A 14,907-nucleotide genomic window follows, 5' to 3' on the forward strand; every position below is an offset into this window, starting at 1 on the left:
TTCGCCTCAGTCGCAGACCCATTTCCAGTTCTGCCGCCATTGGCTCCAGCGCCAGCAGGGGCCGGCGCCATAGCTCCACCAGCGTCCATGCCACCAGCGCTGTCCGCCCGGACCGGGCCCATAGCCGCCGCCCCAGCCGGGGCGCCGGTCGTCCCAGCCGCGCCGCTCGTAATCGCCGCGCCGCCGGTCGTAATCGCCGCGCCGCCGGTCGTCCCCGTAGCGCCGGCCATCGTCCCAGCCACGCCGGTCGTCATCGGCGCCGCGGCCGTCGCTCCAGCCGCCTCTGCCGCCGTCGCGATCCCCGCGACGCTGCCCCCCTCCGCCGCGGTCCTGATCGTAACCGGCGCGGCCGCCGCCCTCGTCGTCACGCGCCGCGTCATAGCCGCCGTAATTGCCGCCGCTCCAGCCTTGCGCCACGGCCGCCGCCGGCAGGACGAGCGCGCCCGCCAGCGCGGCCGCCCGAGCCAATTTGCAAAAAGCAAGCATTGTGATCCTTCCGTTCTATGTTGAAACCGCCGCCCGGCTGATCAGCAGGCCCAGACCCACTGCCCGTACCACCACCGCCAGCAGGCGCCGCCATGTCCTGCGGACCAGCCGTAGGGCGGCGCGTAATAGCCGCTTCCCTGCCAGCCGTAGCCGCCATGCCAGGCCCCGCGGCCGCCCCAATAGCCGCCATGAAAGACTCTGTCCCCGCGCCAATCGCCCGTGAGCCAGCCTTTGCCCGAATGCCAAGCGAGCGCGGAGGGCGGCGACAGCAGCGCGCCCGCCATGAGCGCGGTCGACAAAATCTTCCTGATCATCGTCTCTCCTAAGCCAAGGTCCCTCGCTGCGCCGGAGGGGAAGCGGACGCGCGCCCGACTCGACGCTACAGCTGCGCCTGATCTTGTTCGCGCGTCTCCGCGGCGGATTGTGGGCGGAGCGGCTTGCCCGAAGGCGGCGCGCGCCAACCGCGCCATTGGCATTGCTTTCGTAAGTCGAGCGGCTATAGTCCGCGCCCATTCCGAGCCTGCCCGACGCCCGATGCGCGCGTCGCGCCGCCAAACAGAGACGCTGCGATGAAACTGATCCCGGACGCCATGGCGCAAACCGAACAGCCGGCCGCGACGCCCACGCCCACGCCCGCTCCTGCGCCCGTCGCCCCGGCGCCGAGCGCGCCGGCGCAACCGACCCAGACCCAGACGGGCACGGCGGCGAGCGGAGCCCCTGACGCCGCCGCGCAGCCCCCGTCCCTTTCCGATCTCGTCGCCCAGCTCGTCCCGATCTTCGTGGTGATGGGCATCGTTTATATCCTCGTCATCCGCCCGCGCTCCCGCCGTGAGAAGGAACAGCTCGCCGCGCTGCGCAATGTCCGCCGCGGCGACACCATCGTCACCAGCGGCGGCCTCGTCGGCAAGGTGACGAAGTCGATCGACGATAGTGAGATCGAGCTCGAGATCGCCCCCAACACCCGCATCCGCCTCATGCGCGCGGCGATCGCCGAAGTCCGCGCCAAGGGCGAGCCGGTAAAGGAGACGCCGGCGGCGCCGGCCGCCAAGCCCGCCAACGAGTCCAAGGCCCCCGCCAAATCGGCGGCGAAGCCCGACACCAAGGCGAAATCGTAAGCGGCGAAAGCTTCGCCTGCCCTCCTAGAGACGAAATGCGACACGATGCTGCGATTCTCGACCTGGAAATTCTTTGCGATCGTGGCGATGACGCTCGCCGCCGTCCTTGTGGTGGCGCCGAGCATGCTGTCGCCGGCGCATTATGAAGCGCTGAAAGCGCGGCTGCCGTCCTGGCTCACGCCGCCGACCATCGTGCTCGGCCTCGATCTGCAGGGCGGCTCGCACGTCATGCTGGAAGTCGACCAGGCTGACCTGGTCTCCACCCAGGTGAAGAATCTGCGCGACGACGTGCGCCGCATTCTCCGCGAGGAAAAGGTGGCGATCACGGGCGGCATTGGCGCGACGCCGCGCGGCGTGCAGCTGCGCGTCGCCGACGCCGCCGACCGCGACAAGATCCTCCCCAAGCTACGCCAGCTGCGCAACAGCTTCAGCAGCAATATCGGCGGCCAGTCGCCCCTCGAGGTGGAAACCACCCCGGAAGGGCTGATCCGCATCACCGTCACCGACGCCGGCATTCGCGACAAGTCGCGCAAGGCCGTCGAGCAGTCGATCGAAGTCATCCGCCGCCGCGTCGACGCGCTCGGCACGCGCGAGCCGTCGATCCAGCGCCAGGGCGACGACCGCGTGCTCGTGCAGGTCCCCGGCTTGCAAGACCCGCAGACGCTCAAAGAGATCCTCGGCCAGACCGCCAAACTCGAGTTCCGCCTCGTCGCCGAACCTGGCCAGAACCCGTCCGAAGTCGAGGAGCTGGAGCAGGTCGACGAGCAGGGCAAGCTGCCGATCGAAAAGCAAGTCATGGTCCAGGGCGAGGATTTGACCGACGCCCAGCCCGGCTTCGACCAGCAGCGCAGCGGCGAGCCCGTCGTGAACTTCCGCTTCAACATTCGCGGCGCGCAGAAATTCGGCGACGTGACCTCGAAGAACGTCGGCCGCCTCTTCGCCATCGTGCTCGACAACAAGGTGATTTCGGCGCCGCGCATCCTCACGCCGATCACCGGCGGCTCCGGCCAGATCTCCGGACATTTCACAGTCGAGCAGGCGAATAATCTGTCGATCCTGCTGCGCGCCGGCGCCCTGCCCGCCAAGCTCAACATCGTCGAGGAGCGCACGGTCGGCCCCGGCCTCGGCCAGGATTCGATCGACGCCGGCAAGCGCGCAGCCTATGTCGGCGCCGGGCTCGTGGTGATCTATATGCTGATCACCTACGGCATCTTCGGCGTCTTCGCGAATCTGGCGCTTTTCGTGCACATCGCCTTCATCTTCGCTGGCCTCGTCCTGCTCGGTTCGACTCTGACGCTGCCCGGCATCGCCGGCATCGTGCTGACGATCGGCATGGCCGTCGACTCCAACGTGCTGATCTATGAGCGCATCCGCGAAGAGAACCATGCGGGCCGCTCGATCCTCGCGTCGCTCGACGCGGGCTTCAACCGCGCCTTCGCCACGATCGTCGACTCGAACGTGACGATGTTCGTCGCGGCGGCGATCCTCTACTTCCTGGGCTCCGGCCCGGTGCGCGGCTTCGCCGTGTCGCTGGCGCTCGGCATCCTCACCACCATCGTCACCGCCGTGACCATGACCCGCATGATGATCGCGGTCTGGTACCACTATGCGCGCCCGACCAAGCTGCCGATCTAAGAGGCGAAAAGACCGATGAAACTCCTGCGCCTCGCTCCGGAGAACACCAAATTCCCATTCATGCGCTTCCGGCGCGTGAGCTATCCCTTCTCGGCCTTGCTGTCGCTCATCGCCGTCGCGCTCTTCGTCTTCAAGGGCATGAATTTCGGCATCGACTTCGCTGGCGGCACGGTGATCGAACTGCGCGCCAAGTCCGGCGCGGCCGAAGTGGGGACGCTGCGCACGCTGGGCGAAAGCCTCAAGCTCGGCGACATCGAAGTGCAGGCCTTCGGCAACCCGTCCGACGCGACGTTGCGCTTCGGGCTGCAGCCCGGCGGCGACAAGGCCCAGCAGGAGGCGGTCGAGCGCGTCCGCGGCGCCGTCGGCGCCCAATATGACCTGCGTCGCGTCGAGGTCGTCGGCCCGCGCGTCTCCAATGAGCTCGTTCAGTCGGGCACGCTGGGCGTCGTTTTGTCGATCATCGCCGTTCTGACCTATCTGTGGTTCCGCTTCGAGTGGCAGTTCGCCATCGGCGCGGTGATCGCCACGATGCACGATTTGCTGCTGACGGTCGGCTTCTTCTCGATCACCCAGCTCGAATTCAACACGACGTCGATCGCGGCGATCCTCACGATCGTGGGCTATTCGCTCAACGAAACGGTCGTGGTGCTCGACCGTATCCGCGAGAACATGCGCAAATACAAGAAAATGGCCACGGCGCAGATGATCGACATGTCGATCAACGCCGTCCTGCCGCGCACGATCATGACCGCGACGACCGTGATGCTGGCGCTCTTCGCCCTCGTCGCCTTCGGCGGCCAGGTCATCCGCTCCTTCTCGCTGGCGATGATCTGGGGCATTTTCGTCGCGACCTATTCCTCGATCTTCATCTGCTCGCCGATGCTCATCTATCTTGGGCTGCGCAACGAGGACGTCGACCGCAAGGTCGAGCCGGAGACGGAAGTCGAGGTCGAGACAGATTATCAGCCCGAGCCCGCCGCCTTGGCCTCCATGTATGACGATATCGGCGACGCGCCCGTTCCGGCCGCGCCCGCGCCCAAGCGGACGGCGCAAAAGCCCGCGTCGCGGTCCAAGTCGGGGGCGCGGCGCAGACCGAAGTAAAGCGCGAGGCGCGCCCACATGACCGCCGCGCAGGGCCATGTGCCCGGCCGCTACAAGATCGACGATTACGGCGGGGGCGGCTTCCGCTTCGCCGACATGTCCCACCGCGGCTCGATCCTCGCCCTCCCCACCGGCGTCAGCGCTATAACGGCGACGGCCTGGAACGAGATCGACGCCGCGACCGTGGATCACGCGCTTGCCGAGGCCGGCGAGCTCGACCTTTTCATCTTTGGCACCGGCAAGGACCTCATGCCGGTCGCCTCGGCGCTGCGCGCGAAACTGCGCGCGGCGGGGATCGGCAATGAGGTCATGTCGACGGGCGCCGCCGTGCGCGCTTACAATATGCTCCTCGACGAGGGCCGCCGCGTCGCCGCGCTGCTGATCGCCGTCTGATGGCCGAAGCCGCGCCCGCCAGCGACGCGCATTACGCCTATTGCGAGGCGCTGCTGCGCGAGCGCGACCGCGATCTTTGGCTCGCCTGCCTTTTTGCGCCACAGCCGGCGCGTCGCCATATCCACGCCGTTTACGCCTATGCGATCGAGGCGTCCGACGTGCGGGCGCGGGTCTCGCAGCCGCTCTTGGGAGAAATGCGGCTGCGCTGGTGGAGCGACTCGCTGACGGACGAAGCCGTCGAGAGCGTGCGCGCGCATCCTGTGGCCGACGCGCTGCTCGACACGGCGACGCGCTTCGACCTTCCCCGCGCGGAACTCATCGCCCTCGCGGACGCGCATGTCGCCGACCTTTACGACGATCAGACGCCGGACCTCGCGACTCTCGAAGCCTATTGCCACATGACCAGCGCGGGGCCGATGCGCTGGGCGGCGAAAATTCTGGGCGCAAGCCCCTCTCCCGTCTTCGACGAGGCGGGGCTCGCGCTTGGCCTCACACGCATCTTGCGCGCGCCGCCGGGGGCTTTTTATCCGGCGGACCTTCTGGCGCGTCATGGCGCGGACATTCATCTCGACTCGCCTGGTCTGCGCGCCGTGCACGCCGACCTGCGCCACAGGGCGCTCTCCTCCTACGAGTCGGCCCGGCGCGCGGCGCCGACCCTTACGAAAGGCCACGAGGCCCTGTTGCCGGCGGCGACGGTTCCTCTTTATCTGGCGCGGATGATCGGGCGGGACTACGATCCGTGGCGCGGCGTCCGAGAGCCGTCGCCGCTGCGCCGGCAATGGCGGCTATGGCGCGCCGCGCGCGGCGTCGGCCTTTAGATTTACCGGGAAGAACGCAGGGTGGCGCGAGGATGAAACCCGACATTTATGACGACGACAGCCGCCGCCTGCGCGTCGGCACGCTCATCCTCCTGCGCTGGATCGCCATTCTCGGACAGAGCATTGCCTGTCTTTTCGTCTATTTCGTCCTCAACTTCGATTTCCCGGTCGGACTCTGCTTCGTCTTCATCGTCGCCTCCGCGACCCTCAATTTCGGCCTGCGCTTCGGCACGTCCGGAACGTTTCGCTTAAGCGATCTCGAGGCGGTGGTGCTGTTGTGCTACGATCTCGTGCAGCTGAGCTTTCTTTTGTATCTGACCGGCGGCGTCACCAATCCCTTCGTGATGCTGCTTCTGGCGCCCGTGACGATCTCGGCGGTGTCTCTGCCGCGCAATCTGACGCTGTTTCTCGGCATCGTCATGCTGGCGGCGGCGACGTTCCTGTGCGTCGAGTTCGAGCCGCTGCCCTGGTACGAGAACGAGGCGCTGAGGTTCCCGCTGCTCTACCGCGCGAGCATCTGGGCGTCGCTCGCCCTTTCGGCCGCCTTTATCGCCCTTTATGCCGTGCGCGTCTCCGACGAAGGTCGGCTGCTCGCCACCGCCCTCGCCGCGACCGAACTGGTGCTGGAGCGCGAGCAGCATCTCTCGCAGCTCGACGGCCTCGCCGCCGCCGCCGCACATGAGCTCGGCACGCCGCTCGCGACAATCACCCTCATCATCCGCGAGCTGCAGAAGATGTCGGAAAAGGTTGCGCCAGAGGGCCTGAAGGACGATCTCGACCTGCTCGCGCAAGAGGCGGCGCGCTGTCGCGAAATTCTCGGCAAGCTCGCCTCGCTCGGAGCCGATCAGGGGACCATGATGAATGTCCTCTCGATCGATACGCTCATCGAGGAAGTGGTCGGACCGCAGCGCGAATTCGGCGTGAAGCTGGAAATCGCAAAGCGCGGCAACGGCGCCGCCGCGCCGCCGGCCTTGGAGCGCAATCCCGGCATTCTCTACGGGCTCGGCAATCTGGTCGAGAACGCCATTGATTTCGCTCAATCGCGCGTGCGGATCGACGCCTGGTGGTCCCGCGATCTGGTGACCATCTCCATTGAGGACGACGGCCCGGGCTTCTCGCCGGCGATCCTCGACCGGCTCGGCGACCCCTATCTGCGGGGCCGCCCGACCGAGCGGCGCACCAAAAACGATAGCCAGTCCGGTTTGGGACTCGGCCTGTTCATCGCCAAGACCCTGCTCGAACGCTCCGGCGCAACGGTTGAGACCTTCAACGTCTCGCCGCCCCGCACGGGGGCGGTGGTCAAGGTGACCTGGCCGCGCTCCGCGCTGGAGATTCCCATGGCGAAGCTCACGTCGTCCGAAGCTTGAGAGCCTCGACGGCCGGCGATCCTTGAGCTATTTTTGACAAAAATCACTGTGGGAGCGCAGACGGATGATGCCGGAAGAGAACGTGCAACCCGAGGATGCGGCGCTCGACCCGCACTCGGAGTCTCCGAACGCGGCGCTTCCCGACGATCGCTCGCTGCTGATCCTCGACGACGACAAGCCCTTCCTGCATCGCCTCGCGCGCGCCATGGAGTCGCGCGGCTTCCTGGTCACCCAATGTGAAACGGTCGCGGAGGGCCTCGCCGCGCTGGAGCATGCGCCGCCGGCCTTCGCCATCATCGACATGCGACTGGGCGACGGCAACGGCCTCGACGTCATCCAGAAGCTCAAGGAAGCGCGTCCCGACGCGCGCGGGATCATTCTCACCGGCTACGGCAATATCGCCACAGCGGTCACCGCGGTGAAGCTCGGCGCCTTCGATTACCTCGCCAAGCCCGCGGACGCCGACGAGATCTATCACGCGCTGATGGCGACGACGATCGACAAGCCCGACGCGCAGGAAAATCCCATGTCGGCCGATCGCGTCCGCTGGGAGCATATTCAGCGCGTGTTCGAGTCCTGCGATCGGAACGTTTCAGAGACCGCCCGCCGCCTCAACATGCATCGCCGCACGCTGCAGCGCATTCTGGCCAAGCGCGCGCCTCGTTAGGCTTTTTTCGAAAATCAGCCGGTTTTTCGTCCTGGACTGACCGACGGCCGCGGGCCGCGCGTTCGGAGGGGACGAAAGATCGGGTCGATGGACGAGCGGACACTCAAGCGTTCCCTGCCCTGGGTCGTTGCGACGGCGCTCTTCATGGAGCAGCTCGACGCGACGACCGTGAACACCGCCGTTCCGGCGATGGCGGCGAGCCTCCATGTCGCGCCGTTGAGCCTGAAGGCCGTCGCCGCAAGCTATATCCTCAGCCTCGCCGTCGGCATTCCGGTAAGCGGATGGGTGGCGGACCGCTATGGGTCGCGCCGCGTCTTTGCATTGGCGATCGCGGTCTTCACCATCGCCTCCATCTGTTGCGGCCTGGCGCAAAGCGCCCGGCAGATGGTCGCGGCGCGCATCCTTCAAGGCGCCGGCGCGGCGCGGATGACGCCCGTCGGGCGCATGACGATCGTGCGCGCCTTCGAGAAGTCGGAACTGCTCAGCGCCATGAACTTCGTGATCATCCCGGCGCTGATCGGGCCATTGCTCGGGCCGACGGTCGGCGGGCTGATCGTCAACTTTGCGTCCTGGCGCGTGATCTTCTTCGTCAATGTTCCGGTCGGTATTCTCGCGCAATGGCTCGTGCATCGCTACATGCCCGATTATCGGGAGGAGGCGAGACGCCCCTTCGACTGGACAGGCCTCCTGCTGTTTGGCTCCGGCACGGCGCTGCTCTCCTGGCTCCTGGAAATTTTTGGCGAGCACCAGATCGACGCCGAAGCCGGCGTGGGGCTCTTCATCGTCTCCCTTGCGCTGCTCGTCGCCTATGTGCTGCACGCCCGCCACACGCCCTATCCGCTGCTCAGACTGTCGCTGTTTGGAACGCGAACCTTTCGGGTCTCTCTCATCGGGGGCTTCATCACCCGGCTCGGCGTCGGCGGCCTGCCCTTTCTCACCCCTTTGCTCTTTCAAGTTGGCCTGGGCCTGCCGGCGTGGCAATCGGGCCTGCTCATGATGCCGACGGCGGCCGCGGCCATGGGCATGAAATTCTTCTCCGCGCCGATCCTGAAGCGCTTTGGCTATAAATGCGTGCTCGTCGCCAATACCGTGATGATCGGCGCCACCATCTGCCTTTATGCGCTGGTCACGAGCGAGTCCTCGTACGCCTTCCTCACTGCGATCGGTTTGACGCTGGGTTTCTTCAATTCTTTGCAGTTCACCAGCGTCAACAGCATGGCCTATGCCGACATCGACCCGGAGGATTCGAGCATGGCCGCGACGATGGCGAGTTCCTTCCAGCAGATTTCCATGAGCTTTGGACTTGCGGTCGGCTCACTCGTGGCCGCATGGTTCCTTGGCGGCGCGCCGCAGAGCGACCGCCTCGCGGTCACCGCCGCCTTGCATCACGCCTATCTCACGCTCGGCGGTCTGACGATCTTGTCGTCTCTCGCCTTCTGGACGCTGCGCAGGGGCGATGGCGCAAATGTCAGCGGGACTCCAGCGGAGCCGCATTGACTGAGCCCTAAGCCGGGTCCTTGGATGCGGAGAACTGCGCCTGTAGCGTGTCGGCGACGGCGATCGCCTTGCGGATCGTTTCGGCTTCCATTTCCAGTTCAGAAACTTTTCGCGCCCATGACTCGGCGCTCAGTCTCTGTCCGCGACTCACCGCGTCTTTTTGGAGCTTCTGTGTGAGCGCCAGGCGCTCGCTGAGCGTCCGAAGCGCTGTTCCAAGCGCGACTCTGACATTGCTGTCCAAAGCAACGCGAAGCAGCTCATGATGATAGGCGTGGCCGACATGGCAGCGATATCGTGAGGGGGCGTCCTTATCCTCGACTTCCCACAAAACGCCGCCGCACTCTGGGCAGACGAAGGTCGAGCGGCGGCCAATGGCGTCCATTTCGTCCACACTGGCGTTGCCTTCTTTGGCGATTGCGACTTCGAGCTTCAACCGTTGAGGCGCAGGCAAGGGCGCTTGCGCCGGCTGCAGCACGAGAGATTCGAGCAAGCCAGGGATGTCGAAGAGCTTAGAGACATGATCCGGATGCGCTTCGAGCGCCTGCTGAGGCATTTCAGCGTAAGCCGCATCGGCAGGGTCCTGGACCACAGCGATTCCGCCGCATGCTTTCAAATCCGCCAAACCCGACGCCCCGTCCATCAATTCTCCTGTCATGACGACGCCGATGGCGCGATAGCCGCAGCAAAGGCCGACGGAACGCAGCATCGGGTCGATAGCCGGCCGCGCAAAATTCTCTCGCGGGCCAGCGCCAAGCGCGAGACGGTCTCCCTCGAGGATCAAATGCCGTTCGGGCGGCGCGATGTAGATCTGGCTTTTTTGTAACAGCCCGCCTTCAGTCGCGAACTGAGCCCGGAGCGGCCCCGCACTCGCGAGGATCTTGTCGAGCGCGCTGGGAAAGTTGCTGGGAAGATGCAAGGTGACGAGAATGGACGCTGGAAAATCCAGCGGGATTTTACTGACGATAAAGCGTAGGGCGTCGAACCCGCCTCTGGACGCGCCGATCGCGACGAGGTCCCGATTTGTCATGAGCGCTCCACGCCGCGACACCGGCCAGATAGCGCGGGGCAGCGCGGCTTCCACCTTCCCTACGCTTTTTTGCGCCCCTTATGACGAGCGGCCGTCGACGAGAGGCAGAGAAACTCGAAACTCGCTGCCTTTTCCAGGCCCTTCGCTGAATGCCTGGACCTCGCCGCCGTGCAGGCCGACGATGCTGCGCGCAAGCGCAAGCCCGACGCCGATGCCCCGCTCGCTACCGACGGTGCGATGGGCCTGATTGAACAGGTCGAAGACGCGCGGAAGCTTGTCAGCCCCGATGCCGCAGCCGTCATCCCGAACGGATACAACCGCAAGGTCGCCGTCCCGGCGGCTTGTGACGTCGATGCGTCCGTCTGGCGGCGTGAATTTGGCCGCGTTGTGGAGAAGGTTAGCAAAGACCTGAGCGAGCCGCATGGAATCGCCGTCGATCACCAACGGCTCAGGCGCCAATGAGACCGCAACATGCGGGTGCTTTCCCTCTACCTGCGGCATATCCGCCTCTGTCGCCGTGCGAAGAAGCTCGTTGAGATCAAGTTTTTCCCTGCGCAGTTCGATTTTGCCCTGGGTGATGCGCGCCACGTCCAGCAGATCGTCCACAAGGCGCAGAAGCCTTGTCGATTGACGCTCGAGGAGCGCCCGCAGCGACGCCATGTCCTCAGGCAATTCCTTACGCTTCAAGATGCCAAGCGTATTGTGAATCGAGGCCAGCGGGTTGCGCAATTCATGCGCCAGCGTTGGAGAAACTCATCCTTACGACGATCCGCCTCGCGCAACGCCGCTTGAAGCAGGTAGGCGTTGATGGCGTCCGCGGCGAGACGCGCGCAAATATCGACGAAGCGCAGATCATGCGCCGAGAAAGAATGCGGCGCGCGGAAGTGGATGGAAAGCATCCCGATCGCCTTGCGAGAGCTGTCGCAAAGCGGGCTCGCGATGACCGCGCGATAACCCGCGGCCCGCGCTTCCTCCAGACAGGGCGCAAATCCGGGCTCCTTCTCGACATCTTCGAAAACGACGACCTGACATTTCGACAATGCGACGCCGCAGGCGAGCTGCGACGAAGCGTCGACCCTTTCGAAACGCTCGAGAAAGCGCTGCTCGAACCCACGCTGGGCGGCGATGCGGAGCGTCTTGCTTTTCTCGTCGTAAAGCTGAATGAAGCCGAAATCGGCGTTGAGCAACAGGATCATCGAGTCGAGAATCGCTTCGAGCGGCGCGTCGAGTCGATCGGCTTCCACGACCTTCGTGCTGAGTTGCTGGAGACGCTCCATTGCACGGAGCTCCTTCGCCAGCCCCTCCTCCGCGAGCTTGAGTTTGGTGACGTCCGACAATGTGACGACAACGCCCTCGATTCTGTTATCGAGCGTTTTATAGGGCCGCATACGCATGGAAAGCCATTGGCCGTCGGTCGTGCGTATTTCTTTCTCCAGCGGAACAAGCGTTTTCAATACGCTCGCGGCGTCGGCATCCAGATCTGCATAGACCAGCCGGTGCGTGAAATCGGAGATCGCCCGGCCGACGTCAGCGTCGGTAATCGCGAAATAGCGCGTAATCGGCGGCGTGAAGAGTCTTATCCTGAAGTCGCGATCGAGAAACAGCGTCCCCACCTGGGTCGCCGCGATGAGATTTTGCAAATTGTTATGGCTTGCCGAAATCGTCTCGAGCTTGCTCTTCAGCTCGCCGTTCACCGTCTGCAGCTCCTCGTTCATCGACTGGAGTTCTTCCTTGCTTGTCTCCAGCTCCTCGGCGGTCGAGCGATATTCCTCGTTGATCGATTGCAGTTCCTCGTTCGCCGCTCTCAGATCCTGCGTCGCCTGTTCATATTCGCGGCGGCTGGCGCTCAGCCGATCATGCGCGGCGCTCAGCTCCTGACGCAGGCGCGTGATTTCCGTGAGAGTTACGTCTTCGTCCTTGAGAGCCTTTTCATTGACGTCCGCAAGGCCAGCGTCCAGGAAAAAAACCAGAGCGCGCTTTGCGTCGTCGGCTGTCGGAATGACATGCATGGCGACGAGCCTGCGCTCGCCATTGAAGGCGACGCCGAGCGGGAGGGTCAATGACGACTCTTGCTGCTCGAGCGCCCGCTGCAGGGCGAGCTTCAGATCGACCCGCAATTCGGGACGCACCTGAGCGGGCAGCTCCACGCTGAAAGGCCCTTCCTGGGGCCGAAAGAAGCGGCCGACAGTAGGGGACAGATGAAGGATACGGTAAGCGTTGTCGACGAGAACGCTGGGCGGGGCGAAGTGCTCGAGCGCGGAGGCATGGGAGTGTCCAAGCCCTCCGCCATGATCTGCGTCGAGGCGTTGCTTGGCCGGCTGTTCCAGAAAATGCCGGTCGGGGCTGAGCTGCGGCATGACGGGCGCAACTTTTTCCAAGGTCGCCAGCGCAGCGTAAATTCGGGCGTCCCGATCGACAGGCGTGAAGAGCGTGGGCGTCGTCTCGATGGTCTCCGCGGAGCCCAGGAAAATATAGCCGTTCTGTTTCAAGGCGTAGTGGAAGAGGGTGCAAAGCTGGCGCTGGAGATCCCGCTGGAGATAGATCAAGACATTACGGCACGAGATCAGATCCACCTTGATGAAGGGGGGGTCTTTGAGCGCGCTGTGAAGGGAAAAGAGCACGAGGTCGCGCAATTCCTGTCGGACGCGGTAATAGGGTCCGTCCTGCGTGAAAAAGCGTTTGAGACGCGCCTCGGACACTGAGGATTCGATCGACCTCGGGTAGCGGCCTTCACGCGCCAGGGCCAGGGCCGAGCCGTCAATGTCCGTGGCGAAGATCTGGATGATCGGGTGCATCCCGCGCCGGGCGGCTTCCTCCAGCAAGAGAATGCCGATGCTGTAGGCTTCCTCGCCTGTCGCGCATCCAACCACCCACACGCGGATCGACGCATCGCTGTCGGCGAGGCGATCGAACAACACCTTGATGACGCTTTCTGAGAGCGCGGCGAAGGCCTGCGGGTCTCGAAAGAACATCGTGACCGAAATGAGCAGGTCCGAAAACAGCTCCTGCGCTTCGGAGGGATGGCTGTGCAAATATTTATAATAGTCGCCGAGATTGACTTGCCGCGTGATCTGCATGCGCCGCGCGACGCGCCGGAGCAGCGTCGCGCGTTTGTAATTGGAGAAATCGTGCCCGGTGCGAAGGCGCAGAAACGTCAAAATGGCGCGGACCTGCTGCTCGACCTCCTCGCGGCTGGCGCGGCTTAACGCCTCCTTGCTCCGCACCGCCTCGGCGACCCGCTCCGCCAGCGCGGCGATCGTCCCGACGAAGTCGACCACCCCGGTTGCAATGGCGTTCTCCGGCATTGTGCCGTATTCGGCCTCCCTTGGGTCCTGCGCGAAAACCAGACCGCCCGCTTCCTTGACGGCGCGCACGCCAAGCGTCCCATCCGAGCCGGTTCCGCTCAAGAGAATGGCGATGCCGTCGCCGCGGCTCGCCCCGACGGACTGGAAGAATGTGTCGATCGGCGACCGCCGGCCCCTCGGCGCGACGAAGGGGTTCGCGGCGAGATCGTCGCCTTCGATGACCAGCTCTCGATCGGGCGCGATGATATAGACGCAGTTCGGTCGGAGCTCCGCCGACGTCTCAACTTCGACGACGGGCATTTGCGTGCGCGTCGCGATGATCTCCTGCAGCGCGCTCGGTTGTGACGGCGACAAATGTACAATCACGATAAAGGCCAAGCCGAGATCGCTTTTCACGCTTCCGAAAAACTCCTGAAGCGCCGCCACGCCGCCCGCCGACGCTCCGATCGCGCACAAGGGCGTATGGCTCGAGCCGGAATTAATGAGGCTGGTCACGCCGATCCCATCTTGGCTAAATCTTCGATGCTTTTGATATGTAGGACGGTTTATCTCTTTCCGGTAAACGTTCAACTGCCGTCGTGCAGGCGGCTGACGCTGGCGACGACAGCGGCCACCTCGGCGTCTTCGAGCGGCGGGCGGCAACGCATGCGTTTCCAGGCGAGCATGAGCTCCAACGCGACCGAGGGTCGACGTCGCGCCAAAGCAGATGACCGGTCAGTGAGGCGATCGTCGAATTGCGCTCCCCCTGCGTCACGCTGCCCGTGACCGACTCGATCGTGGCGGGGAGAGGCCGATTGCGTTGCTCGAGGCGAGAAAGCGCGGCGTCGCCGCCACGCCGATATCGGCGTTCGGCCAGCGTTCGAACCATGCGGCGATATCCTGCTCGGAAGGGCGGCTGTCTTGCAGATTGGTGCATGGGATCAGAGGGCGCTTGTCATCAGTGGGCGCTTGTCGTGGGGCCGCACAGGCAGAACCGACCATCCTCGGCGCAGATAAAGCCGGGCCGCCTCATTTAATGGCGCCTTCCCCTCCAATGGTCCAAGCCTTCGGCTGTGACGAAAACGCTGGAACCCGAGCCCTCTTTCCTCATTGCGCACTTTAGCAGAAACTCTCCGAAGAACGCACCCGCTGATTCGAGGACCGCAGCCATGGCCGATACGTCGAAAGCATGGGTCTGGAGCCAATATCGCGCCGTCGCCGGCGAGGATAAGGCGACCGCCAATCCTCTGCCGCTGTTCGGAAATTCGTCGACCGAGGGGGCAGGCCTATCGGGAAGAACGCGGCGTGGCGCTGCGTTGGCCCTCGCCATGATCATCGGGCTCTTCTTCCCCAAGATCGCCTTTCTGCTTCTCGTCCTGGCCGTGTTGCTGATCCTCTCGGGCCTGGAGCCGACGCGCTTTCAGGCTTTCATGGAGACTGTGCCGGGCGGGAGCGTTCTGCTCAAGGTCTTGGGGATGCTGGACGCTTTGCTCGGATAAGCTGCGCTCGGCACCCTT

Annotated in this window: 14 protein-coding genes and 1 pseudogene; 9 read left to right on the plus strand and 6 right to left on the minus strand. The window is 64.6% G+C overall.

Features of this window, described 5'->3' with window-relative positions; genetic code table 11:
- Nucleotides 1-6: 6 nt before the first annotated feature.
- Nucleotides 7-486 (minus strand): hypothetical protein, encoded by a 480-nt coding sequence (locus RVU70_RS01410; RefSeq protein WP_363349315.1) that lies wholly within the window; start codon nt 484-486, stop codon nt 7-9.
- 41 nt (nt 487-527) lie between these two features.
- On the minus strand, nt 528-800 hold the full coding sequence (locus tag RVU70_RS01415) for a hypothetical protein (RefSeq protein WP_363349316.1): 273 nt from the start codon (nt 798-800) through the stop codon (nt 528-530).
- Between the two features lie 255 nt (nt 801-1,055).
- Between RVU70_RS01415 and yajC the strand changes: the two genes are divergently transcribed.
- The 8 genes from yajC (at nt 1,056) to RVU70_RS01455 (ending at nt 9,079) form a co-directional block, all read left to right on the plus strand.
- Nucleotides 1,056-1,601 carry a preprotein translocase subunit YajC gene (gene yajC / locus RVU70_RS01420; RefSeq protein WP_363349317.1) on the plus strand — a complete coding sequence of 182 codons (546 nt, stop codon included), beginning with the start codon at nt 1,056-1,058 and terminating at the stop codon, nt 1,599-1,601.
- 45 nt (nt 1,602-1,646) lie between these two features.
- The gene (gene secD / locus RVU70_RS01425) at nt 1,647-3,236 is read left to right on the plus strand and encodes a protein translocase subunit SecD (protein WP_363349318.1); all 1,590 of its coding nucleotides are present in this window, start codon (nt 1,647-1,649) and stop codon (nt 3,234-3,236) included.
- Nucleotides 3,237-3,251: 15 nt separating this feature from the next.
- Nucleotides 3,252-4,337, plus strand: a complete 1,086-nt coding sequence (gene secF / locus RVU70_RS01430; protein WP_363349319.1) for a protein translocase subunit SecF — start codon at nt 3,252-3,254, stop codon at nt 4,335-4,337.
- A gap of 18 nt (nt 4,338-4,355) precedes the next feature.
- Nucleotides 4,356-4,730, plus strand: a complete 375-nt coding sequence (locus RVU70_RS01435; protein WP_363349320.1) for an MTH938/NDUFAF3 family protein — start codon at nt 4,356-4,358, stop codon at nt 4,728-4,730.
- Nucleotides 4,730-5,548, plus strand: coding sequence for a squalene/phytoene synthase family protein (locus RVU70_RS01440; protein WP_363349321.1), 819 nt, complete (start codon nt 4,730-4,732; stop codon nt 5,546-5,548). Before RVU70_RS01435 ends, RVU70_RS01440 begins: the two co-directional genes overlap by 1 nt.
- Nucleotides 5,549-5,580: 32 nt before the next feature.
- Nucleotides 5,581-6,915, plus strand: coding sequence for an ActS/PrrB/RegB family redox-sensitive histidine kinase (locus tag RVU70_RS01445; RefSeq protein WP_363349322.1), 1,335 nt, complete (start codon nt 5,581-5,583; stop codon nt 6,913-6,915).
- 64 nt (nt 6,916-6,979) lie between these two features.
- The gene (locus RVU70_RS01450) at nt 6,980-7,582 is read left to right on the plus strand and encodes an ActR/PrrA/RegA family redox response regulator transcription factor (RefSeq protein WP_363349323.1); all 603 of its coding nucleotides are present in this window, start codon (nt 6,980-6,982) and stop codon (nt 7,580-7,582) included.
- Nucleotides 7,583-7,669: 87 nt separating this feature from the next.
- A complete protein-coding gene (locus tag RVU70_RS01455; protein ID WP_363349324.1) occupies nt 7,670-9,079 on the plus strand; it encodes an MFS transporter in 1,410 nt (469 codons plus the stop codon).
- A gap of 7 nt (nt 9,080-9,086) precedes the next feature.
- Here the strand turns inward: RVU70_RS01455 and RVU70_RS01460 are convergent, their stop codons facing one another.
- The 4 genes and pseudogenes from RVU70_RS01460 to RVU70_RS01475 form a co-directional block, all read right to left on the minus strand.
- Entirely contained in the window at nt 9,087-10,106 is a 1,020-nt protein-coding gene (locus tag RVU70_RS01460; RefSeq protein WP_363349325.1) for a chemotaxis protein CheB, read from the minus strand.
- A gap of 78 nt (nt 10,107-10,184) precedes the next feature.
- Nucleotides 10,185-10,712, minus strand: coding sequence for a HAMP domain-containing sensor histidine kinase (locus tag RVU70_RS01465; protein WP_363351171.1), 528 nt, complete (start codon nt 10,710-10,712; stop codon nt 10,185-10,187).
- 21 nt (nt 10,713-10,733) lie between these two features.
- Nucleotides 10,734-10,835 (minus strand): annotated as a pseudogene (locus RVU70_RS01470) (hypothetical protein); the annotation flags it as partial.
- Complete coding sequence (locus RVU70_RS01475) at nt 10,790-13,906, minus strand: CheR family methyltransferase (protein WP_363349326.1); 3,117 nt, start codon at nt 13,904-13,906, stop codon at nt 10,790-10,792. The pseudogene RVU70_RS01470 and the gene RVU70_RS01475, both read right to left, overlap by 46 nt.
- A 653-nt stretch (nt 13,907-14,559) precedes the next feature.
- Here RVU70_RS01475 and RVU70_RS01480 point away from each other — a divergent pair.
- A complete protein-coding gene (locus tag RVU70_RS01480) occupies nt 14,560-14,889 on the plus strand; it encodes a hypothetical protein (protein WP_363349327.1) in 330 nt (109 codons plus the stop codon).
- The last annotated feature ends 18 nt before the right edge of the window (nt 14,890-14,907 follow it).

The sequence above is a fragment of the Methylocystis echinoides genome (genome assembly GCF_040687965.1).
Taxonomy (GTDB): Bacteria; Pseudomonadota; Alphaproteobacteria; order Rhizobiales; family Beijerinckiaceae; genus Methylocystis; species Methylocystis echinoides_A.

What these genes read in the sequence shown, in the direction of transcription:
- RVU70_RS01410 (WP_363349315.1), bottom strand. Translation starts at nt 486, where the DNA reads ATGCTTGCTTTTTGCAAATTGGCTCGGGCGGCCGCGCTGGCGGGCGCG.
- RVU70_RS01415 (WP_363349316.1), bottom strand. Translation starts at nt 800, where the DNA reads ATGATCAGGAAGATTTTGTCGACCGCGCTCATGGCGGGCGCGCTGCTG.
- yajC (WP_363349317.1), top strand. Translation starts at nt 1,056, where the DNA reads ATGAAACTGATCCCGGACGCCATGGCGCAAACCGAACAGCCGGCCGCG.
- secD (WP_363349318.1), top strand. Translation starts at nt 1,647, where the DNA reads ATGCTGCGATTCTCGACCTGGAAATTCTTTGCGATCGTGGCGATGACG.
- secF (WP_363349319.1), top strand. Translation starts at nt 3,252, where the DNA reads ATGAAACTCCTGCGCCTCGCTCCGGAGAACACCAAATTCCCATTCATG.
- RVU70_RS01435 (WP_363349320.1), top strand. Translation starts at nt 4,356, where the DNA reads ATGACCGCCGCGCAGGGCCATGTGCCCGGCCGCTACAAGATCGACGAT.
- RVU70_RS01440 (WP_363349321.1), top strand. Translation starts at nt 4,730, where the DNA reads ATGGCCGAAGCCGCGCCCGCCAGCGACGCGCATTACGCCTATTGCGAG.
- RVU70_RS01445 (WP_363349322.1), top strand. Translation starts at nt 5,581, where the DNA reads ATGAAACCCGACATTTATGACGACGACAGCCGCCGCCTGCGCGTCGGC.
- RVU70_RS01450 (WP_363349323.1), top strand. Translation starts at nt 6,980, where the DNA reads ATGATGCCGGAAGAGAACGTGCAACCCGAGGATGCGGCGCTCGACCCG.
- RVU70_RS01455 (WP_363349324.1), top strand. Translation starts at nt 7,670, where the DNA reads ATGGACGAGCGGACACTCAAGCGTTCCCTGCCCTGGGTCGTTGCGACG.
- RVU70_RS01460 (WP_363349325.1), bottom strand. Translation starts at nt 10,106, where the DNA reads ATGACAAATCGGGACCTCGTCGCGATCGGCGCGTCCAGAGGCGGGTTC.
- RVU70_RS01480 (WP_363349327.1), top strand. Translation starts at nt 14,560, where the DNA reads ATGGCCGATACGTCGAAAGCATGGGTCTGGAGCCAATATCGCGCCGTC.